This window comes from Vibrio sp. 10N.261.55.A10, assembly GCF_041470825.1.
GTDB lineage: Bacteria > Pseudomonadota > Gammaproteobacteria > Enterobacterales > Vibrionaceae > Vibrio > Vibrio crassostreae_C.
In genome coordinates this window covers 100,435-121,917 of the sequence record NZ_JBFRNC010000050.1, presented here as the reverse complement: position 1 = coordinate 121,917, position 21,483 = coordinate 100,435, and the positions used below count along the sequence as shown (strand labels likewise).

At 45.5% G+C, this 21,483-nt stretch carries 16 protein-coding genes; 3 read left to right on the top strand and 13 right to left on the bottom strand.

Annotated elements, in window-relative coordinates; translation table 11 throughout:
- The 3 genes from btuF to AB4274_RS15880 all read left to right on the top strand — a co-directional run bounded on the left by btuF (nucleotide 1) and on the right by AB4274_RS15880 (nucleotide 2,612).
- A complete protein-coding gene (gene btuF, locus AB4274_RS15890) occupies nucleotides 1-870 on the top strand; it encodes a vitamin B12 ABC transporter substrate-binding protein BtuF (RefSeq protein WP_372102404.1) in 870 nt (289 codons plus the stop codon).
- Between the two features lie 74 nt (nucleotides 871-944).
- Nucleotides 945-1,562: a TRIC cation channel family protein gene (locus tag AB4274_RS15885; protein WP_050649519.1), complete on the top strand. Its 618-nt coding sequence runs from the start codon at nucleotides 945-947 to the stop codon at nucleotides 1,560-1,562.
- A gap of 204 nt (nucleotides 1,563-1,766) precedes the next feature.
- On the top strand, nucleotides 1,767-2,612 hold the full coding sequence (locus AB4274_RS15880) for a LysR family transcriptional regulator (protein WP_102394343.1): 846 nt from the start codon (nucleotides 1,767-1,769) through the stop codon (nucleotides 2,610-2,612).
- On the opposite strand, the gene AB4274_RS15875 is transcribed toward AB4274_RS15880, so the two are convergent.
- From AB4274_RS15875 to ftsW, 13 genes are all read right to left on the bottom strand, one after another.
- The gene (locus tag AB4274_RS15875; protein ID WP_012603222.1) at nucleotides 2,563-3,342 is read right to left on the bottom strand and encodes a TSUP family transporter; all 780 of its coding nucleotides are present in this window, start codon (nucleotides 3,340-3,342) and stop codon (nucleotides 2,563-2,565) included. The two genes, AB4274_RS15880 and AB4274_RS15875, sit on opposite strands and share 50 nt — an antisense overlap.
- Nucleotides 3,343-3,537: 195 nt before the next feature.
- Nucleotides 3,538-6,768 carry a carbamoyl-phosphate synthase large subunit gene (gene carB / locus AB4274_RS15870; protein WP_017059294.1) on the bottom strand — a complete coding sequence of 1,077 codons (3,231 nt, stop codon included), beginning with the start codon at nucleotides 6,766-6,768 and terminating at the stop codon, nucleotides 3,538-3,540.
- Nucleotides 6,769-6,784: 16 nt separating this feature from the next.
- Nucleotides 6,785-7,939 (bottom strand): glutamine-hydrolyzing carbamoyl-phosphate synthase small subunit, encoded by a 1,155-nt coding sequence (carA, locus tag AB4274_RS15865; protein ID WP_010434758.1) that lies wholly within the window; start codon nucleotides 7,937-7,939, stop codon nucleotides 6,785-6,787.
- Nucleotides 7,940-8,442: 503 nt separating this feature from the next.
- Nucleotides 8,443-9,267, bottom strand: a complete 825-nt coding sequence (dapB, locus tag AB4274_RS15860) for a 4-hydroxy-tetrahydrodipicolinate reductase (protein WP_020628676.1) — start codon at nucleotides 9,265-9,267, stop codon at nucleotides 8,443-8,445.
- 92 nt (nucleotides 9,268-9,359) lie between these two features.
- Nucleotides 9,360-9,758 carry an 8-oxo-dGTP diphosphatase MutT gene (gene mutT / locus AB4274_RS15855; RefSeq protein WP_017062897.1) on the bottom strand — a complete coding sequence of 133 codons (399 nt, stop codon included), beginning with the start codon at nucleotides 9,756-9,758 and terminating at the stop codon, nucleotides 9,360-9,362.
- A gap of 348 nt (nucleotides 9,759-10,106) precedes the next feature.
- Nucleotides 10,107-12,833 carry a preprotein translocase subunit SecA gene (gene secA / locus AB4274_RS15850; RefSeq protein WP_017059292.1) on the bottom strand — a complete coding sequence of 909 codons (2,727 nt, stop codon included), beginning with the start codon at nucleotides 12,831-12,833 and terminating at the stop codon, nucleotides 10,107-10,109.
- 390 nt (nucleotides 12,834-13,223) lie between these two features.
- The gene (gene lpxC, locus AB4274_RS15845; RefSeq protein WP_010434751.1) at nucleotides 13,224-14,141 is read right to left on the bottom strand and encodes a UDP-3-O-acyl-N-acetylglucosamine deacetylase; all 918 of its coding nucleotides are present in this window, start codon (nucleotides 14,139-14,141) and stop codon (nucleotides 13,224-13,226) included.
- Nucleotides 14,142-14,237: 96 nt separating this feature from the next.
- A complete protein-coding gene (gene ftsZ / locus AB4274_RS15840; protein ID WP_017059291.1) occupies nucleotides 14,238-15,467 on the bottom strand; it encodes a cell division protein FtsZ in 1,230 nt (409 codons plus the stop codon).
- 31 nt (nucleotides 15,468-15,498) lie between these two features.
- Nucleotides 15,499-16,767, bottom strand: a complete 1,269-nt coding sequence (gene ftsA / locus AB4274_RS15835) for a cell division protein FtsA (RefSeq protein ID WP_004729844.1) — start codon at nucleotides 16,765-16,767, stop codon at nucleotides 15,499-15,501.
- Nucleotides 16,760-17,452, bottom strand: a complete 693-nt coding sequence (locus AB4274_RS15830; RefSeq protein WP_017059290.1) for a cell division protein FtsQ/DivIB — start codon at nucleotides 17,450-17,452, stop codon at nucleotides 16,760-16,762. Before AB4274_RS15830 ends, ftsA begins: the two co-directional genes overlap by 8 nt.
- 278 nt (nucleotides 17,453-17,730) lie before the next feature.
- On the bottom strand, nucleotides 17,731-19,191 hold the full coding sequence (murC, locus tag AB4274_RS15825; RefSeq protein WP_017059288.1) for a UDP-N-acetylmuramate--L-alanine ligase: 1,461 nt from the start codon (nucleotides 19,189-19,191) through the stop codon (nucleotides 17,731-17,733).
- 13 nt (nucleotides 19,192-19,204) lie between these two features.
- The gene (gene murG, locus AB4274_RS15820; protein WP_017062898.1) at nucleotides 19,205-20,266 is read right to left on the bottom strand and encodes an undecaprenyldiphospho-muramoylpentapeptide beta-N-acetylglucosaminyltransferase; all 1,062 of its coding nucleotides are present in this window, start codon (nucleotides 20,264-20,266) and stop codon (nucleotides 19,205-19,207) included.
- 12 nt (nucleotides 20,267-20,278) lie between these two features.
- Nucleotides 20,279-21,475, bottom strand: a complete 1,197-nt coding sequence (gene ftsW, locus AB4274_RS15815; protein ID WP_372112586.1) for a cell division protein FtsW — start codon at nucleotides 21,473-21,475, stop codon at nucleotides 20,279-20,281.
- Nucleotides 21,476-21,483 lie beyond the last annotated feature (8 nt).

Genomic DNA, 21,483 nt, shown 5'->3' with positions numbered 1-21,483 from the left:
GTGAAACCTTCAGCACTTGTTACAAGCCTTACTATTTTGTCTTCCAGCTTATGGCTGCCTTTATCATTTGCAGAAGAAGCACCACTGACTCAAGAACAAGTACAGCCGGCTCAACGCGTGGTCAGCCTTGCTCCTCATGCCACTGAACTCGCGTACAGCGCAGGTTTAGGTAACAACCTTGTCGCCGTAAGTGAACGAAGTGATTACCCACCACAAGCCGATAAGCTTGAAAAAGTAGCAAACTATCAAGGTATCAAGGTTGAGAAGATCATCGCACTTCAGCCTGATTTGATTCTTGCGTGGCCAGCGGGAAACCCGCCCAGAGAGCTCGCGAAACTAGAGCAATTTGGTTTTAATATTTACTACTCCAAGACCAAAAGCCTAGACAGTATCGCAACCAATATTGAACAACTGAGCGAATACGCTAGCGATCCAAGCATTGGCGAAAATAACGCTCAGCAATACAGAGAGCAGCTCAACGCGTTGAGACTAGAATACAAAGATGCCGAGCCAGTAAACTACTTCTACCAGCTCAGTGAAAAGCCGATCATCACTGTTGCTCAAGGACACTGGCCAAGTGAGGTGTTTGAGTTTTGTGGTGGACACAATATTTTTGAAGACAGCGCCTCGCCATATCCGCAAGTTGGTATTGAACAAGTTGTATTAAGAAAACCGCAAGTGATTTTCACTTCTCAGCACGCGATTGAGAATGGAACCATGTGGCAAACATGGGAAGATGAAATCCCAGCAGTCGCTCAAAATCAGATTTGGTCCCTCAATTCAGACTGGATTAATCGCCCGACAACGAGAACTTTGAAAGCGATCCAACAAGTGTGCGATTTCTTCGATAGAGCTAGGCAAAATCACTAACTATTTGCTGCGTTTTTTCGTACAATTCGCCACCGACCTGTCCCTACAATTTTAACTATAAGAGCACCAGTATCATGGACTCCATGCTGCTTTATATTATCGATTTATTTGGCACTGCCATCTTTGCCGTCTCAGGCGTATTTGTCGCTGGCCGTCTTAAGATGGATCCCTTTGGCGTCGCCGTTCTAGGCAGTGTAACCGCGATTGGCGGCGGCACAATTCGTGACATGGCATTGGGTGCAACTCCCGTGTTTTGGATCACCGATACCACCTACCTTTGGGTCATCATCATCACCTGTTTGCTGACCATGATTATTGTAAGACGCCCGAAACGTCTGGCTTGGTGGATATTGCCGGTATGTGATGCGATTGGCCTAGCGGTGTTTGTTGGCATTGGCGTGGAAAAAGCGCTTATCTATCAAGATTCAGCACTAGTGGCCATCATCATGGGTGTCATCACCGGTTGCGGTGGCGGTATTATCCGCGACGTGCTTGCCCGTGAAGTGCCTATGATTCTAAGAAGTGAAGTCTACGCGACCGCTTGTATCATTGGTGGTGCTTTCCATACCATGGCGATCAGCATGGGGCACGATTCAGAAACTGCATTTCTGGCCGGCGTGTTCTCAACACTATTGATAAGGCTTGGCGCTATTCGTTGGCATTTATCATTGCCGACCTTCGCTATCAAATAAGCTATCGTTACAAAGTGAAAGGCTCCGTAAAGGAGCCTTTCTTAATTTGAGCTCCCCAACACAATTATTATGCTCTCGCGCTACACGTGCGAGCATAGCTAAAAATACCTAACTTGGTTCAAAGCTTTAGTTTCAAGACTAGAGAATGAATGTTGTTTGAGGTAAGTTGAAACAATCATTCCCAAATTTCATGAATATAACCCAATGCTACTCGAAGGAATCGAAACTCTACTGGTATTGAGTAAAGCAAAGACCATGAGCCGCACAGGCAGTTTGCTTTATATCAGCCAATCAGCGGTCAGCAAACGGATTGCGAATTTAGAAAAGAAGCTAGGTAAAAAGCTCATTGAACCGAGTGGCCGACAGATAAAACTCACGCCAGATGCGATAGCATTAATCGAGAGTATTGGCCCGACATTCAATGAACTTCGTGGGCTTATTTATGAACAGCAAGAGTTGGAAGATACCACTCTCATCACCCTAGACAGCAATAAGTCTCTGATAGCCGGTTATTTAGGTGAGATGATGGGCCAGTTCATCCAGCAAGATAAGTACATCACCATTACCACCAACCACACGCCGAGAATTATCGAACGGGTGCAGTCCGGCAAGGCGACCTTGGGGTTGTGTGCTGGCTTACTGCCACCACATCATGGGTTGATGACCTTCCATCTTTTTGATGAACCGTTTTACATAGTGAGTAAGTCGCCGCTAACGGATCTCCCTCCAATGGTCATCACTAACGACATGACCAATCCAGCCAATTCTTATCAACTTTCTGTATTAGAAAAATTTGGTATCAAACCCTTGATGGAGATGGATGCCTACACCGCAGCGGCGCAACTTGCATTGGGCGGGACTGGGCCAGCGTTGATCCCGCTCTCTATCGTAAAAACACTCAATATTGAGCCTCAATATCTGTATAGCTTCACCGAATTAGCAGGCTTGATTCGGCCGATTCATATCTGTGTCAGACCAAATAGTTACCAGTCTCCACGAGTTAAAACACTGATAGAATCCATTGTTGATGCTGTTCCCAAAGCAGTTTAGACGCCATTAGCATCGACATCACGATCACAAGGGGGCGAATCCATTTCTGCCCTTTTGTCACCACCACTTTAGCGCCAAGCTGAGCGCCCATAAATCCACCGACCGCCATCACTAATCCCAACTCCCAAATAGGCAAACCAGCCAAAATAAAGAAAATTAAGGCAGCGATATTCGAGGTAAAGTTAAGTACTTTAGTACGCGCCGTAGCATCGACTAACGAGAAGTGACCAATAGCAACAAAGCAGACGGTGAAGATAGAACCTGTTCCTGGGCCAAAAAAGCCATCATAGAAACCCACGCCGCCACCAATACACAGAGCAAACATCGCCTCAGAGATCTTCTGTTTTCCTTCAGACGCTCTAGTTTGGGGTGCCAACAGGAAATAGAGAGAGATAGCGATAAGCAGCAGTGGGATAACACTGGTCAGTAGGCTCGCATCAATGTGCTGGACTAACTCAGCGCCAATTGCAGAGCCAATAAAGGTACAAAAGATAGCAAGGCGCATCTCTTTGATGCTGACGATACCGTTGCGCACGAAATACCAACTCGCGGAGAAGCTGCCAAATGAGCTTTGGAGTTTGTTGGTTGCCAGTGCCTGCGTGGGTGGAACTCCAGCCGCTAGCAATGCAGGTAGAGTCAGTAACCCACCGCCGCCAGCCATTGCATCAATAAAGCCTGCTGCCGTTGCAACAACAAACAAGATAGCCAATATTTCTAGAGTAATTTCCATATACCCAACGCCTTAAAATCCTGTGTAGCGACAAGTTACCACTCACAGCAGACGAGCAATAACGAAACACAAGATTCTAACCTATTCCAAATATTCATCATTAAGCTACCGCGGAATAACAGACATAAAAAAGCCCACTCCGAGGAGTGGGCTTTGAGCATTTATATCCGCATATCAGCGATACACTTTAGGCGATTAAGCTTGAGAAGCTTTAACCTGAGCGTGTAGCTCTTGAACTGAAGTTACTGACGTTTTCGCGTCTGCAGTGTGCGCCATACAAGTCGCGAATGCAGCATTTAGCGTAGTCGTGTAGTTAACTTTCTCAGCAAGTGCACCACGACGAAGAACTTTAGAATCTTCAATCGCTTGACGGCCAGCTGCAGTGTTCACGATGTACGTATACTCGTTGTTCTTGATACGGTCAAGAATGTGAGGACGACCTTCGTGTACCTTGTTTACTAGACGTGGGTTGATGCCCGCTTCGCCAAGGATAACCGCAGTACCGTGAGTTGCGTCTAGCTGGTAACCAAGCTTAGATAGTTTAGATGCTAGGTCAACAACACGCTCTTTGTCGCCTTCGCGAACAGAAAGAAGTGCACGACCGCCTTCTGGGTAGATGTTACCACAACCCAATTCAGCTTTAGAGTATGCTTCTGCGAACGTCGCACCAACACCCATAACTTCACCAGTAGAGCGCATTTCTGGGCCTAACAGTGGGTCAACACCAGGGAACTTGTTGAATGGAAGTACAACTTCTTTCACTGAGTAGTAAGGTGGGATGATTTCTTTGGTAAAGCCTTGAGACTCTAGAGATTGACCCGCCATTACACGAGCGGCAATCTTAGCGATTGGCGCACCAGTTGCTTTAGATACGAATGGAACCGTACGTGCTGCACGAGGGTTAACCTCGATTAGGTACACTTCATTGTTCTTAACAGCAAACTGCGTGTTCATCAGACCACGAACACCCAACTCGAACGCTAGCTTTTCAACTTGCTCGCGCATTACGTCTTGGATTTCTTGGCTTAGCGTGTATGCAGGAAGAGAACATGCTGAGTCACCAGAGTGAACACCCGCTTGCTCGATGTGCTCCATAATACCGCCGATTACAACGCGCTCACCGTCACAAATCGCATCTACGTCTACTTCAACAGCGTCATCTAGGAAGCTATCAAGTAGTACTGGAGATTCGTTTGATACGCTAACTGCTTCGTTGAAGTAGCGACGTAGGTCTTGCTCGTCGTATACGATTTCCATCGCACGACCACCAAGTACGTAAGAAGGACGTACAACAAGTGGGAAGCCGATTTCACGAGATTTCTCTACCGCTTGCTCCATTGTTGTTACTGTCGCGTTTTCTGGTTGAAGTAGGCCTAGACGGTCTACAGCAACTTGGAAACGCTCACGGTCTTCTGCACGGTCGATTGCGTCTGGGCTAGTACCGATGATTGGTACGCCAGCAGCTTCAAGAGCACGTGCCAGTTTAAGTGGCGTTTGACCACCGTACTGAACGATAACGCCTTTTGGCTTCTCAACACGAGCGATTGCTAGTACGTCTTCCAGAGTTACTGGTTCGAAGTACAGACGGTCAGACGTATCGTAGTCTGTAGAAACTGTCTCAGGGTTACAGTTAACCATGATAGTTTCGTAGCCATCTTCACGTAGCGCTAGTGATGCGTGTACACAACAGTAGTCAAATTCAATGCCTTGGCCGATACGGTTTGGACCGCCGCCTAGAATCATGATTTTTTCTTTGTCTGTTGGGTTTGCTTCACACTCGTCATCGTAAGATGAGTACATGTAAGCCGTATCTGAAGAGAACTCAGCTGCACACGTATCTACACGCTTGTATACCGGGTGGATATCGTATTGGTCACGTAGACGACGGATTTCGCTTTCCGCTACACCTAGAATCTTAGATAGGCGCGCATCAGCAAAACCTTTACGCTTAAGCTTGTTTAGCTCGTCTTTATTTAGACCAGCAAAGCCTTTCGCTTTAAGTTCTTGCTCTAGCTTAACGATGTCTTCGATTTGAACTAGGAACCAACGGTCGATTTGCGTTAGGTTGAATACACCATCTACCGACATACCAGCACGGAATGCGTCAGCGATGTACCAAATACGCTCTGCGCCAGCTTCTTTAAGTTCGTGACGGATAGTCGTTAGAGCATCTGGTGCGTCTAGGTCTACCATTTCGTCAAAACCAGTCGCGCCAACTTCTAGGCCGCGAAGTGCTTTTTGTAGAGATTCTTGTTGGTTACGGCCGATAGCCATAACTTCACCAACCGACTTCATTTGCGTCGTTAGGCGGTCGTTAGCACCTGCAAACTTCTCGAAGTTAAAACGAGGAATCTTAGTTACTACGTAGTCGATTGTTGGTTCGAATGATGCTGGAGTTGCGCCGCCAGTGATGTCATTCATTAGCTCGTCTAGCGTGAAGCCAACAGCCAGTTTCGCTGCAATCTTAGCGATTGGGAAACCTGTTGCTTTAGATGCTAGTGCAGAAGAGCGAGATACACGTGGGTTCATTTCGATGATAACCATACGGCCATCTTTCGGGTTGATACCAAACTGTACGTTTGAACCACCTGTTTCAACACCAATCTCACGCAGTACTGCTAGAGATGCGTTACGCATTAGTTGGTATTCTTTATCTGTCAGCGTTTGAGCTGGAGCCACAGTGATTGAGTCACCTGTGTGAATACCCATAGGGTCGAAGTTTTCAATCGCACATACGATGATGCAGTTGTCGTTTTTGTCACGAACCACTTCCATCTCGTACTCTTTCCAACCGATAAGTGATTCATCGATAAGAAGTTCGTTAGTTGGAGATAAATCCAAACCACGACGACAGATTTCTTCAAATTCTTCTTTGTTGTAAGCGATACCGCCACCAGTACCACCCATCGTGAACGATGGACGAATGATACAAGGGAAGCCAACCATGTCTAAAACTTTGTAAGCTTCTTCCATCGTTTTCGCTGTATCAGCAGTTGGACACTCAAGGCCAATTGCTTTCATTGCTTTATCGAAGCGTGAACGGTCTTCTGCTTTATCGATAGCGTCAGCCGTTGCACCAATCATTTCAACACCGAACTCTTCAAGAACGCCGTGCTTTTCTAGGTCTAGAGCACAGTTCAATGCAGTTTGGCCACCCATAGTAGGTAGAACTGCATCAGGCTTCTCTTTAGCGATGATGTTACGCACAACTTCCCATTGGATAGGCTCGATGTAAGTTGCATCTGCCATGTCTGGGTCAGTCATGATTGTCGCTGGGTTCGAGTTTACAAGAATAACTCGGTAACCTTCTTCGCGAAGCGCTTTACAAGCTTGAGCACCAGAGTAATCGAACTCACATGCTTGGCCGATAACGATCGGGCCAGCACCTAGAATAAGAATACTTTTAATGTCAGTACGTTTTGGCATTGTCTACTACTCCGAATTACGCTGTGTGCTGTTTGATTAGTTCAATAAAGTGGTCGAATAACGGCGCTGCGTCTTCTGGACCTGGGCTTGCTTCAGGGTGACCTTGGAAGCTGAATGCTGGTTTGTCTGTACGGTGAATACCTTGTAGAGAACCATCAAATAGTGATTTGTGCGTTGCACGTAGTGTCTCTGGAAGGGTTTCTTCGTCAGCAGCAAAGCCGTGGTTTTGCGAAGTAATCATCACAACATCACGATCTAAATCTTTAACCGGGTGGTTTGCGCCGTGGTGACCAAACTTCATCTTCACTGTCTTAGCGCCTGACGCAAGAGCAAGAATCTGGTGACCTAGACAGATACCGAAGATTGGTAAGCCTTTTTCTAGGAACACTTTTGTCGCTTCAATTGCGTAAGTACATGGTTCTGGGTCACCAGGGCCATTTGAAAGGAAAACACCGTCTGGGTTCAGAGCAAGTACTTCTTCAGCTGAAGTCTCAGCAGGAACAACCGTTAGGCGGCAGCCGCGGTCAACAAGCATTCGTAGGATGTTTCGTTTTGCACCGAAGTCATAAGCAACAACGTGGTATGGCAATTCTGAGTCTGCTTTCGCTTCAGGAAGTCCACCCGTAAGCGTCCACGAACCTTGTTTCCATTGATACGCTTCTTTTGTTGTAACTTCTTTCGCAAGGTCCATACCTTTCAGGCCAGGGAATTCTTTTGCTTTAGCAAGAGCTAGAGCTTCGTCTAGGTTTCCATCGTTTACTGAAGAGCCAGCTACGATACAACCGTTCTGTGCGCCTTTTTCACGAAGAATACGCGTCAGCTTACGAGTATCGATATCAGCGATACCAACAACGTTTTGCGACTTAAGGTAATCAGAAAGGGATTGTTCATTACGGAAGTTAGAAGCGATTAGAGGGAGATCGCGAATCACAAGGCCTTGAGCGTGGATTGAAGAAGATTCTTCGTCTTCGGAATTGGTTCCGGTATTGCCAATGTGAGGGTAAGTAAGGGTAACGATTTGTTGAGAATAGGAAGGATCAGTGAGGATTTCTTGGTACCCCGTCATCGAGGTATTAAAAACGACTTCACCAACTGCAGAACCTACAGCGCCAATGGCTTCACCGTGAAATACTGTCCCATCTTCTAGGACGAGTAGTGCTGACTTCTTCAAGACAACCTCCAGAAATAAAAATGCATTAAAATTGATTTAATTTGCAAATCTACCTTCCTGCAACACCAAAAACTGCGTGTTTATGGAAATTAGACAAATTGGCGGTATTTTAGTGATCTGCGTGATACGTGTCAACATTTAACTCAAAAGAAATTAAACATTTGTAAGGACTAATTCAATTTACCCCCTCAAAGCTCCAAAAGTTCAACTTTCATACGCATTTAGCTCGAATATTACGATTTTCTAATTTTCACCCCTCATTTTAGCCAACCATAGAGTGATAAAAATATCAGCAACAAAACGCAATCGATAAATACCAAGAGAAAACATGACAATTTAAAGATCTAAAACAAAAAACATACTAAAGACCACATAAACAGCATAGAAATGGAGTCAAAAAGGCGATAAGAAGAAAGTAGAAGGAAGATCGGAGAAGTGAGATTACTAAGGAAAAGGCACCAAATAAAGAAAGCGCCGGCAATTGCCAGCGCATAAATATCTATTTATAGGTCATTCAAACCAAGCACATCCGTCATGGTATAAAAGCCTGCTGGTTTATCATTTAACCAAACCGCGGCCTTGATTGCGCCATTAGCAAAGGTCATTCGATCAGTGGCTTTATGGGTAATTTCCACTCGTTCACCGATATCAGCAAACATAGCGGTGTGTTCACCAATAATGTCACCGGCACGAATCGTCGCGAAACCAATCTCATCTTTAGTGCGCTCGCCAGTAATACCCTCGCGTGACCATACAGCTACATCGTTCAGCTCGTTGCCCATAGCACCCGCAATAGCTTCGCCCATACCAATCGCAGTACCTGACGGTGCATCGACTTTATGGCGGTGGTGCGCCTCAACGATCTCGACATCACAGTAATCGCCCATCACTTTAGCGGCCTTCTCTAGCAGCTTAAATACAAGGTTCACACCAACGCTGTAGTTAGGTGCCATTACGATAGCCATCTCTTTTGAAGCAGCATCAATCACCTGCTTCTCTTCTTCAGAGAAGCCCGTTGTACCGATGATCAGTTTTTTACCGTGACGTTTACAAAGTTCAATATTCGCTAATGTGCTAACAGGGGCAGTAAAATCGACAATCACATCAAACTCTTCGATGGCTTTAGACAAATCATCGACTAAAGCAACATCAAAACGACCTTCACCGCATAACTCGCCGACATCTACGCCGACCAAAGATGACTCTGGACGCTCTGAACCAGCTCCAACACTTGCTTCTGAATTATGATGAGCGGCTTTCACCAAGTTGCGGCCCATGCGGCCCGCTGCTCCTGCAATTGCAATTCTTACCACTGCGAATATCTCCATTGTTTTGGTTACCGTTGCCACTTATCTCTTGCAGCAACGTTCAATCGATTAATCTCTTTAAACTAACAACAATCTCAAACTCAGGCTAGCAATTACGAAAACTCTTTTATTACTCGCTCTAAAATTGGCACATTTGCCTCTGGGAAGGCGTATTGATTCAATGATTCTAGGCTTACCCATTCACCTTGCTGACCTTCTTTACCATAAGGCTGCTCTTCAAAATCAGTCACGAGAATGAAATCGAACTTAAGTGACTTATCCGTGTAATCAAATTCAAGATGCTCAAACAGAGACTGCTCGGTCACCTTGATACCGACCTCTTCATCAAGCTCGCGAGTCATCGCTTGCTCAATAGTTTCGCCCTCTTCAACCTTGCCACCTGGAAATTCCCAGAAGCCACCTTTGTGCTTGTCATCTGGACGCTTAGTGATAAAGACCTGTGACTTATCTTGATTGAAGATAATACCCGCTACGATATGGATTCTTTTCATTGATGGTGTTCCTTAATAAAACGCTGAACTCACATAGTCCCTAAATACGTCATCCTCAAGAAAGAGGAACGACTGAGTTGGGGATCTAAAACTACGCGAGCCTAACTAAACAAGATTCCCTACTACGCTCGCTCCTCGCTATAGGGAATGACAACTTCCTTGCGTAACAAAGTAAGCCATGAAATTTACATACAAAAAGAGCCGCCTAAGCGACTCTTTATATTCTATTTGTCAGTTTTATGAAGCTAAGTTGTAGTGTATGAGAGCAAGGCGGTGGCACGGAGCTTACGACTGTAAGTGAGTACCACCAACGCAGCTATCATGCGCTACAGCAACGATTCATTAAACTTACGCGATTTTACCGTGACACTGCTTGTACTTCTTACCGCTACCACATGGGCATGGCTCGTTACGGCCAACTTTACGCTCGTCACGCACTACCGTTTGTGGAGATGCCGCTTCAGCTTCATCGTCAGCTAGCTGGTTTTCAGCTGTTGCATGTTGCGCTTGTGCACGACGCGCCGCTTCTTCAGCTTGAGCTTGACGTTGAGCTTCCATCTTTTCAACTTCTTCTTGTTGCTGAACGCGCACTTTAGAAAGGATGGTAACAACGTCTGTTTTCAGTACATCTAGTAGGCCTTCAAACAGTTCAAACGACTCGCGCTTGTACTCTTGTTTCGGGTTCTTCTGAGCATAACCACGTAAGTGGATACCTTGACGAAGGTGATCCATCGCAGCCAAGTGCTCTTTCCAAAGGCCGTCTAGCGTTTGTAACATCACAGATTTCTCGAAGTTACGCAGTACTTGAGCACCAACCACTTCTTCTTTCTGTTTGTACGAATCAACCGCCATAGCAAGAATACGCTCACGCAATGCTTCTTCATAAAGCTTGTCGTCTTCGTCTAACCAACCTTGAATATCAAAGTCTAGATCGAAGTCATTCTTCAGACGATCTTGCAGACCCGCGATATCCCACATATCTTCAAGAGACTGAGGTGCGATGTATTCATCAATCACTGATGCCAATACATCTTCACGGTTGTGTTCGATCATCTCGCTGATATCGTCAGAGCTCATCAGTTCATCACGAAGCTCATAAACCACTTTACGTTGGTCATTGGCTACATCATCGTACTCAAGAAGCTGCTTACGAATATCGAAGTTACGACCTTCAACTTTACGTTGTGCTTTTTCAATTGAGCGAGAAAGCATCTTAGATTCGATCGCTTCGCCTTCGTCCATACCACTTTGGATAAGACCAGCCATACGATCCGATGTGAAGATACGTAGCAGAGAATCTTCCATTGATAGGTAGAAACGAGAAGAACCCGCATCACCTTGACGACCAGAACGACCACGTAGCTGGTTGTCGATACGGCGAGATTCATGACGCTCAGTACCAATGATGTGCAGACCACCTGACTCAAGCACTTTATCGTGGATTACTCTCCAGTCAGCTTTGATCTTCTCGATCTGCTCTTTGGTTGGATTCTCTAGCTTCTCAACTTGTGCCTGCCAGCTACCACCTAATACGATATCGGTACCACGACCAGCCATGTTAGTTGCGATAGTTACCGCACTCGGCATACCAGCTTGTGCAACGATCTCTGCTTCCATTTCGTGGAATTTAGCATTTAGAACGCTGTGCTTAATTTTTGCTTTTTTCAGTGCGTTAGACAGTAGTTCAGACTTCTCGATAGAAACCGTACCAACCAATGATGGCTGACCAGCAGCTACACGGTCTTTGATGTCTTCAATGATCGCATTGAACTTGTCTTCTTCGGTACGATAAACCACATCTGGCATATCGTTACGAACCATAGGCTTGTTGGTTGGGATAACCACTGTTTCTAGGCCGTAGATAGACTGAAATTCGAAAGCTTCTGTATCGGCTGTACCTGTCATACCTGACAGTTTTTCGTATAGACGGAAGAAGTTCTGGAATGTAATCGATGCTAGCGTCTGGTTTTCATTCTGAATCTTCACACCTTCTTTAGCTTCAACAGCTTGGTGTAAACCTTCAGACCAACGACGACCTGGCATAGTACGACCAGTATGTTCATCAACGATAACCACTTCGCCTTCTTCAGTAACGATGTAGTCGACGTCTTTCTCAAACAGTACGTGTGCACGCAGCGCTGCATTAACATGGTGCAATAGGCTGATATTAGTTGGAGAGTAAAGCGTGTCACCCTCTTCCATCAGGCCGTTTTTGACCATTAGCTCTTCTACAAATTCTTGACCGTTTTCAGTCAGGTGAACCTGTTTCGATTTCTCGTCCATGGTGTAGTGACCTTCACCACGGTACTCTTCAGAATCTTCTTTATCTTGGCGCTCAAGGTTAGGGATCAACGTGTTAATACGCGTGTAAAGATCTGAACTATCTTCAGCTGGGCCAGAGATAATAAGTGGAGTACGAGCTTCATCGATTAAGATTGAGTCAACCTCATCGACAACAGCAAAGAAGCGCTCACGTTGAACACGATCTTCAGCACGGAAAGCCATGTTGTCACGTAGGTAATCGAAGCCAAACTCGTTGTTTGTTCCGTATAGGATATCCGCTTGGTACGCTTCTTTCTTCTCTGGTGGAGCCATGTTTGGCACGTTTACGCCAACAGTCATACCAAGGAATTCAAATAATGGGCGGTTTGTTTCCGCATCACGCTTCGCTAGGTAGTCGTTCACCGTTACTACGTGAACACCTTTGCTAGGTAGGGCGTTAAGATAAGCTGGTAGGGTTGCTGTAAGAGTCTTACCTTCACCAGTACGCATTTCTGCAATTTGGCCAGCATTTAGAACCATGCCACCAATCATTTGCACGTCAAAGTGACGCATGCCGTAAACACGCTTAGACGCTTCACGTACCGTAGCAAATGCTTCAGGTAGAAGTTGGTCTAGCGATTCACCTTTATCTAAGCGCTCACGAAATTCAACCGTTTTTGCTTTTAGTTCTTCGTCTGAAAGTGCTTCAAACGTTGGTTCGAAGTTATTAATTTCTTTTACAATTTTTCTAAGGCGGCGCAGTGTTCTGTCATTGCGACTGCCAATTACCTTTGTCAGCAGCTTAGTAATCATGTGCTTGGAATCTCTTCGTTCTCAGATCGTCCGCGATCTATTTTAAATGCCGTCAGTGTCTCTACTAGCTATGAACTAGTCTTCAGTTACTAACCAAGGATACTGAGATAAATCTAGTATCTTTGATATTGTACTTGAGAGTAGAGTTTTCAAGGCTTGAGTTAAAATTAATGCCCTTTAGTGTAAGTAATTTTCACACCAACAACCATTTATAACCCCATTTGTTTGATGTGCTTGGAACTTTTCTTTCTAATTGCTGATGGATTAGCCAGACTGCAGCTCATTGGGAGACAACTTTCGGATGTTGACGACACTGTATCTGGAAAATAGATACAAAAAAACCAGGTCAATGACCTGGTTTTCGAAATCTTATATTGCTGTAAACAACAATTACGCTAGAACCATTCCTGGTTCAGCAAATGCAACAGGAGAGCCTACTTCTTCTTCGAATGTTGCCCATTCCCAAGCTTCTGCGTCAGCAAGTACTGCACGTAGTAGTTGGTTGTTTAGGCCGTGACCTGATTTGTATGCACGAAACTCACCAATAATAGCGTGTCCACACATGTACAAGTCACCAATCGCATCTAGTACTTTATGAGTTACGAACTCATTGTCAAAACGTAGACCCTCTTCATTAAGAATTCGGTATTCGTCAAGTACGATAGCATTATCAAAGCTACCACCAAGTACTAGGTTTTGAGATTGTAGATACTCAATGTCGCGCATGAAGCCGAAAGTACGAGCGCGAGAGATTTCTTTCACAAAACCTTGTGAAGAGAAATCAAACAACAAACGTTGCTCATCAGATTCAATTGCTGGGTGGTTAAAGTCGATCTCAAAGTCCATACGGAAGCCGTTAAATGGAACAAACTCTGCCCACTTATCGCCATCTTCAAAACGGATAGGCTTTTTGATACGAATAAAACGCTTCGCTGCATTCAGTGTTTCTACACCCGCTTGCTGTAGCAAGTATACGAATGGGCTTGCGCTACCATCCATAATTGGGATTTCAGGAGCATCTACTTCAACAATAATGTTGTCGATGCCCATACCCGCTAAAGCTGCGTTAAGGTGTTCCACTGTAGAGATACGTACGCCTTCGTCATTAACAAGAGCTGTACATAGCATAGTGTCACGAACTGACGCTGGATCAGCTGGGAAATCTACAGGTGGATTTACATCTGTACGACGATAAACAATACCTGTATTTGCAGCTGCCGGGCGAAGAGTAAGTGTGACTTTACGACCAGAGTGGAGACCCACACCAGTTGTTTTCACAATTTCTTTCAGAGTACGTTGTCTGATCATCTGCTTGCCTCGTTATCAGTGCTACAAATCACGGTCAGTATTTACCGACCGCGAATTTTACCATTAATTCGACGATAGTCAAATTTTGGGCATTTGTTAATCAGCCTGACGTCGTAAGAATGCTGGAATATCTAAGTATCCACTCTCTTTCTCAGCCTTAGGTGCTGCACTTTGGCTAGCGCCTGTACCTGAAGAAACAGGTGACGTTGTTGGTTGCGGCTTAACTTGAGGTTTAACCTCAGTTTTTTCTTGCAATGGTTGTGCCACTTTCTCTTCCACTTTTGGTGCAGTTTGAGCCGCTACCTGTGGTTGAGGTGTTGGTGCAACCTTAGCTTTACCACCAGCAACTAATGTAATGTCTGGTTTTTTCTCTGTGCCGATACCTGTTGCAACAACAGTTACGCGGATTTCATCTGTCATATCAGGGTCTAGAGAAGTACCAATCACAACTGTTGCATTATCAGATGCGAATGCCTTAACTGTATTACCTACTGTTTCGAACTCATCTAGACGCATATCTAGGCCTGCAGTGATGTTCACAAGAACGCCACGCGCGCCAGCTAGGTCGATGTCTTCTAGTAGTGGGCTAGAAATTGCTGTTTCAGCAGCTTCTTCAGCACGGTCTTCACCTTTTGCGATACCGCTACCCATCATTGCATGACCCATCTCAGACATTACGGTGCGAACATCCGCGAAATCGACGTTAATCATACCAGGGCGAGTAATTAGCTCAGCGATACCTTGTACAGCGTTTTTAAGTACATCATTTGCACTTGCGAAAGCTTCTAGCAGAGTTACGCCGCGGCCAAGTACTTTAAGTAGCTTTTCATTTGGAATCGTAATTAATGAATCCACATGTTTAGAAAGCTCTTCAATACCTTGCTCAGCAAACGCTAAACGCTTTTTGCCTTCAAAGCTGAATGGTTTAGTTACAACAGCAACCGTTAGCACACCCAACTCTTTCGCAACTTCAGCAATAACTGGAGCAGCACCTGTACCAGTACCACCGCCCATACCAGCTGCGATAAATACCATATCGGCGCCAGTTAGAACTTCTTTAATTCTTTCTCGATCTTCGAGAGCTGCATCACGGCCTACTTGTGGGTTTGCACCAGCGCCCAAACCTTTAGTGATATCACCACCAATTTGGATCACGCTGCTCACGCTTGTTTTACGAAGTGCTTGTGCATCAGTGTTAACACTGATGAATTCTACGCCTTCGATTGATTCACGTACCATGTGCTCAACAGCGTTACCGCCACCGCCACCAACTCCAACGACTTTAATTACTGCATCGTCAGACATTTCCATCATCGGTTCAAACATGTGTTATCTCCGTTTTTTCCTGCAACTCAGGTTAAAACTCTTTTTGTATCCAATTACGCAATTTGCCAAACAAACCAGACATAGAAGGTGCTGAACGCTTAGGTTCGCTGTAATCACCTTCATCACTGATCTGACAATCTCTTGCGTAATGAAGTAAACCAACCGCCGTAGAATGATACGGCTCTTTAACATAGTCAGTTAAGCCACTAACTTCTAACGGCTTACCAACTCGAACTTGATTGCGGAAAACACGTTCCGCACACTCTACCAATCCGTCAATTTGTGCCGCTCCACCAGTGAGAACGACGCCAGCTGCAAGGTGGTGTTTAATACCTTCATCTCGTAGCTGTAATTGAACCGTATCAATAGTTTGGTTAACGAGACCCATAAGTTCAGTGTAACGTGGTTCAATCACTTCCGACAAAGTTTGTCGTTGCAAACTTCTCGATGGGCGACCACCAACACTTGGGACGTTAACAGAGTCATCCTTGCTTACGAGTTCACTCAGAGCGCAACCATGGTTTACTTTTATCTCTTCAGCATCGCTCACTGGCGTGCCGAAAGCGAAGGCAATATCACTGGTTACTGCATTTCCTGCGTAGGAAAAGACTTCTGTGTGTCGAAGTGCGCCGCCAGTCCAAATGGAAATATCCATTGTACCCGCACCGATATCGACAACACATACTCCAAGCTCTCTCTCGTCGTCAGTAATTACCGCATTGCTTGAGGCAAGTCCTGAAAACACGATTTGTTCTACTGTGAGACCACATCGTTCAACAGCTTTAATAATGTTTCTCGCCATGTCGCTATGGCAAGAAATTAGGTGAACACTGACTTCCATTCGAACACCAGATAAGCCAAGTGGGTTCTTAATCCCTTCTTGATAATCAATGGTAAATTCTTGTGGGATCACGTGCAGAATTCTCTGCTCATCACCTATTTTAATTGATTTCGCGGTATGGATCGCTCGATCCATATCGTCTTGAGACACCTCTTCATCAGAGATAGTGCCCATGCCTTTTTCAATTCGGCTTGCGATATGTTTACCCGATAGCGAGATAAATACATTGCTGATTTGGCATTCCGCCATCAACTCTGCTTGATCAATAGCTCGCTGAACCGACTTAACTACCGACTCTAGGTCGTTTACACCACCTTTATCCATACCTCTGGATGGGCTTTGCCCAGAACCAATGATATTGATTTGACCATCAGGCAATATTTCACCAACCAGAGCTGATATGGTCGCAGTGCCTATATCAAGACCAACGATTATGTTGTCATCTGCGGTCTTAGTCATCTGTGCTCTCTTCTAACTCTTGCTCTGGAAACCAGCCTACAGCGGCTCCCGTATCATACCTGAGGTCGATGTAGCTCACTTGATTCGCTTTACTACCAAGTTCGTTGTAAAGCGAAATGAAGCGTTCAACACGCTCATCTAAAGAATCTTTACCTAGTTCTAAACGGATACCGTTATCTAGGATTATTTGCCAAGCGCGACGCTCATTGAGAACGAGAGAGGTAACGGTTAACCCTAGACTGTTAATCAAAGGGGTTATCTGTCGCCACTTTTCTATCACTTCTTGGCTGGTGCCGTCTGGGCCGTAAAGCTTAACTCTATCGCCCTTCAACAGGCCGATATCACCATTAAACACCTGACCATCGTCATTCAGCAGCATGTTACCGTTCCAGATTGCTGCCGCATGGTACTCAGTCAAAAATACTTTTATTGTGTCTGGCCACTGCTTACGAATGGAGACCACTGAAACCCAAGGTAACGCTTCTAAACTGTCTTGCAACACACCGATGTCTTGCGACATGAAGGTTCCAATGTGCTCTAGCTCGCTAAAGGCATGTTGAACATCACCAGCGGTTACGTAAGTTAAGTCGCCTTGAAGTACTATTTTGGAGAGAGGCAATCGCTGATCGTCCCACATCCAAGTTAGTGTGGTATAGAAAAGAAACCCAATGAATAGCAATACCATGACAAAAAAAGACCCGCCTAAGGCGTGTTTCTTGAGCGACGGTAAACTGAATAGGTGGCGGTTTTCGCTAAAAGTACTTTCTACCAAAGCCCGCATTCCCTGTCGTTGGTTCGCAATTCTATTCCCTATCTTCGTAATAGAGGTAAAAGCACTTACTTTAACCTATGAATTATACTGAGCAAAATCAAACTATCAAACGTTGATAATAAGATTTTTGGTCAATTTTAGGTCAATCGCAAGAAGTGAGCGATTGACCACAGTCTGTAGACAGTATTCTGTTACGCGTTCTGCATTTTATTAATGTCTAACTGTAACGATTCCAACTGCTTCGCTACTCGACCAACATCGCCTGCACCCTGCGTTAAAACAAGGTCACCGCCTTGAATTACGTTGGCTAAAGCCGATGGCAGTGCGTTGATATCGGCAACAAAGATTGGGTCTATCTTACCACGCCCACGAATAGTTCGACTTAATGAACGTCCGTCAGCCCCTGCAATAGGTTTCTCACCTGCAGAATAAACATCTAACAGAATTAGGACATCAACCTGCTCAAGAACGTTCGCGAAATCATCATACAGATCGCGAGTACGGCTATAACGGTGCGGTTGGAAGATCATAACAAGACGTTTATCAGTCCAGCCACTACGAGCAGCTTGAATCGTCACATCAACTTCGGTTGGGTGATGACCGTAATCATCGACCAGCATTGCAACGCCTTTACCTGTTTCATACTCACCTAGGTGATCGAAACGGCGACCCGTGCCTTCCGTTCCCGCCATCGCTTTGAGAATCGCTTCATCGCTGATGTCATCTTCTGTTGCAACAGCAATCGCCGCGGATGCATTCAATGCATTGTGACGACCTGGAATGTTTAACGTGATATCAAGGTTAGCTTTACCTTCACGTACCACTGTGAATTTGCCTTGCTGGCCTTCTTGTACGTAGTTCTCAATACGAATATCCGCATCTTCAGAGAAACCGTAAGTAATCACCTGGCGACTTACCTGAGGAATAAGCTCACGCACTACTGGATCATCAACACACATCACAGCCTGACCGTAGAATGGTAGGTTGTGTAAAAAATCAATAAACGTCTGCTTTAGCGTTTCAAAATCGCCGCCGTAGGTATCCATATGATCCGCTTCAATGTTAGTTACGATACTAACCATAGGTTGCAGATGTAAGAATGACGCATCACTTTCATCGGCTTCAGCGATAAGAATACGGCTTGAACCTAAACGTGCGTTAGTGCCGGCACTTTTCACCAAACCACCATTTACGAAGGTTGGATCTAGGCCGGCTTCCGAGTAAATCTGTGTCACTAGCGCAGTCGTGGTTGTTTTACCGTGCGTACCTGCCACAGCAATACCGTGACGAAAACGCATCAGCTCAGCCAGCATTTCTGCACGACGAACGATCGGTGTGCGCGCTTCACGAGCTGCAATAATTTCTGGGTTTTCTTCGTTGATAGCGGTTGAAACAACCACCACACTTGCGTCGGCAACGTTACTCGCTTGGTGACCGATATAAACGGTCGCACCCTTGCTAACTAAACGATCAGTCACTGGATTTTGAGCAATATCAGAACCCGTGATCTGGTAGCCTTCATTTAGCAAGACTTCAGCAATCCCGCTCATTCCGGCACCACCAATACCAATGAAGTGGATAGATTTAACACGGCGCATCTCTGGCACCATTGCACGGATTTGCGCTAAGTCTTGGGTATGTTCAATCGTCATCAATTCAATCTCATTATTTTGCTAAAGCTTTAATCGCTTCAGCGACGGTCACATCAGCATCAAGCTTGGCGGCTTGACGAGCTTTTGTTGCCATCATTTTTAATTCATTTCTATCAAGCTGCGCGATAGTGTTCGCTAGCTTATCAGCCGTTAGTTGAGGCTGTTCAATCATTAACGCTGCGCCACATTCAACTAAATGGTCGGCATTCAACGCTTGTTGTCTGTCTTTGTGCATAAACGGAACGAAGATAGAACCGACACCTGCCGCAGACACTTCTGATACGGTTAATGCACCTGAGCGACACACTAATAGATCTGCCCACTCATAAGCTTGCGCCACATCATCAATAAATTCAGTCACTTGAACATTACCAACAGAATGTGATTTGTATTGCTCAATAACTTGTTGTTGATTGTTCTTACCCGCTTGGTGCATCACAGTGAAGCCTTCACCAAGCTGCGCCATCGTTACTGGCAAGGTATCGTTTAGGATTTTTGCGCCCTGACTGCCGCCCATAACCAAGATGCGGATGTCACCATCACGCTCAGCCATGCGTTGCTCGGGTTCAGCTAAGGCAACCACATCTTCGCGTACTGGGTTACCCACCACTTCTGCGGTAGGGAAAGCACCAGGGAAAGCTTGGAAAACCTTTTTAGCAATCTTAGACAGCCATTGGTTGGTTAAACCTGCCACTGCATTTTGTTCATGCAGAACCACTGGAATGCCAGACAACCATGCCGCGATACCACCCGGGCCACTCACGTAACCACCCATGCCAAGTACCACATCAGGCTGCCATGCTTTAATGTGTTGTCTTGCTTGAAGTATGGCATTAATAATCTGGAACGGCGCTTTAATTAACTTGCTAATGCCTTGACCACGCAGGCCTTTCACTTTGATGAAGTCGATTTCAATGCCATGCTTTGGCACTAAATCCGCTTCCATTCTGTCTGCTGTGCCTAACCAGCGAATTTCCCAACCTTGTTGCTGAAGCTTTTTCGCTACTGCTAACCCTGGGAAAACGTGACCGCCAGTACCACCAGCCATCACTAAAAGTTTTTTGTTTTGTTTCATCACGTTAGATTCTTATTCTACTAATTCGTTTTGACTATCAGCTTGTTCTTTTTGTTGCATTCGGCATTCGTGGTCAATGCGCAGCAGCATTGATACCGCCACAGACATAACAATTAAACTCGAACCACCATAACTGATTAGCGGTAGGGTTAGACCTTTGGTCGGAACGATGCCAGATGCAGCACCTACGTTAACAAGCGTCTGAAACGCAAACCAAATACCAATACCAAAAGCCAGATAGCCGCTGAACACTTGATCGTGTTCAAAGGCTTTTTTACCTATCAGAATGGCTTTAAAAACCAAGCTAAAGATGAGTATCAAGACCAAGGTCACGCCAACAAAACCCAATTCTTCTGCCAACACAGCAAATACAAAATCGGTGTGCGCTTCGGGTAAGTATTCGAGTTTCTGAATTGAGTTACCGAGCCCTTGCCCCATCCAATCACCACGGCCAAACGCCATCAATGACTGAGTTAACTGGTAACCACTGCCGAACGGGTCGTTCCAAGGTTCCCAGAATGAGGTAACACGTCGAACACGATAAGGTTCTATAACAATCAAACCGACGACCGCGGCAATACCTGCCACCATCAAGGCGATAAACTGTGAAAGCTTGGCACCAGCAATGAATAGCATGCCGAACAGGGTCACTAGCATTACGACCACAGTACCTAAATCGGGCTGGCCTAGCAGCAGCACGGCAAAAGCGCCGAATACCATGATCGGTTTACCAAAACCACCGAAGAAGGTTTTTCTCACTTCATCTTGCTTCCGAACCAAGTAGCCCGCCATAAAGATAAACAGCGATAACTTGGCGACTTCAGCGGGTTGTAAGTTAAATAGCCCTAATGGGATCCAACGCGATGCGCCGTTAACCGACTTACCGACGGCTAATACCACAATCAGCAAGAAGAAGGACAAGCCCAGTAGATACATACTGTATTGAAACCAGCGTTGCATCGGGATTTGCAATATGACGCTAGAGACACCTAACGCCAATACAAGGAAGATGGCATGACGGAACATAAAGTGAAACGGCTGATCGGTTAAACGAGCACTGATGGGGAACGAAGCAGACGTCACCATCACCAAACCTGTCAGCATTAGCCCAAGAGCAATCCACACCAATTGACGATCGTAAAGCGCCTCGGGAGTAGCACGGTTTAGCCACTGCCAGATGGATTGATTAATCTCTTTGACTCTTTGCACTGAATGTT

Excerpts from the sequence above, each read along its gene's own strand:
- murC (WP_017059288.1), bottom strand. The coding sequence starts at position 19,191 with ATGACGATTGAACATACCCAAGACTTAGCGCAAATCCGTGCAATGGTG.
- ftsA (WP_004729844.1), bottom strand. The coding sequence starts at position 16,767 with ATGACTAAGACCGCAGATGACAACATAATCGTTGGTCTTGATATAGGC.
- lpxC (WP_010434751.1), bottom strand. The coding sequence starts at position 14,141 with ATGATCAGACAACGTACTCTGAAAGAAATTGTGAAAACAACTGGTGTG.
- carB (WP_017059294.1), bottom strand. The coding sequence starts at position 6,768 with ATGCCAAAACGTACTGACATTAAAAGTATTCTTATTCTAGGTGCTGGC.
- murG (WP_017062898.1), bottom strand. The coding sequence starts at position 20,266 with ATGAAACAAAACAAAAAACTTTTAGTGATGGCTGGTGGTACTGGCGGT.
- AB4274_RS15885 (WP_050649519.1), top strand. The coding sequence starts at position 945 with ATGGACTCCATGCTGCTTTATATTATCGATTTATTTGGCACTGCCATC.
- dapB (WP_020628676.1), bottom strand. The coding sequence starts at position 9,267 with ATGGAGATATTCGCAGTGGTAAGAATTGCAATTGCAGGAGCAGCGGGC.
- ftsZ (WP_017059291.1), bottom strand. The coding sequence starts at position 15,467 with ATGTTTGAACCGATGATGGAAATGTCTGACGATGCAGTAATTAAAGTC.
- secA (WP_017059292.1), bottom strand. The coding sequence starts at position 12,833 with ATGATTACTAAGCTGCTGACAAAGGTAATTGGCAGTCGCAATGACAGA.
- AB4274_RS15830 (WP_017059290.1), bottom strand. The coding sequence starts at position 17,452 with ATGGTATTGCTATTCATTGGGTTTCTTTTCTATACCACACTAACTTGG.
- mutT (WP_017062897.1), bottom strand. The coding sequence starts at position 9,758 with ATGAAAAGAATCCATATCGTAGCGGGTATTATCTTCAATCAAGATAAG.
- AB4274_RS15880 (WP_102394343.1), top strand. The coding sequence starts at position 1,767 with ATGCTACTCGAAGGAATCGAAACTCTACTGGTATTGAGTAAAGCAAAG.
- AB4274_RS15875 (WP_012603222.1), bottom strand. The coding sequence starts at position 3,342 with ATGGAAATTACTCTAGAAATATTGGCTATCTTGTTTGTTGTTGCAACG.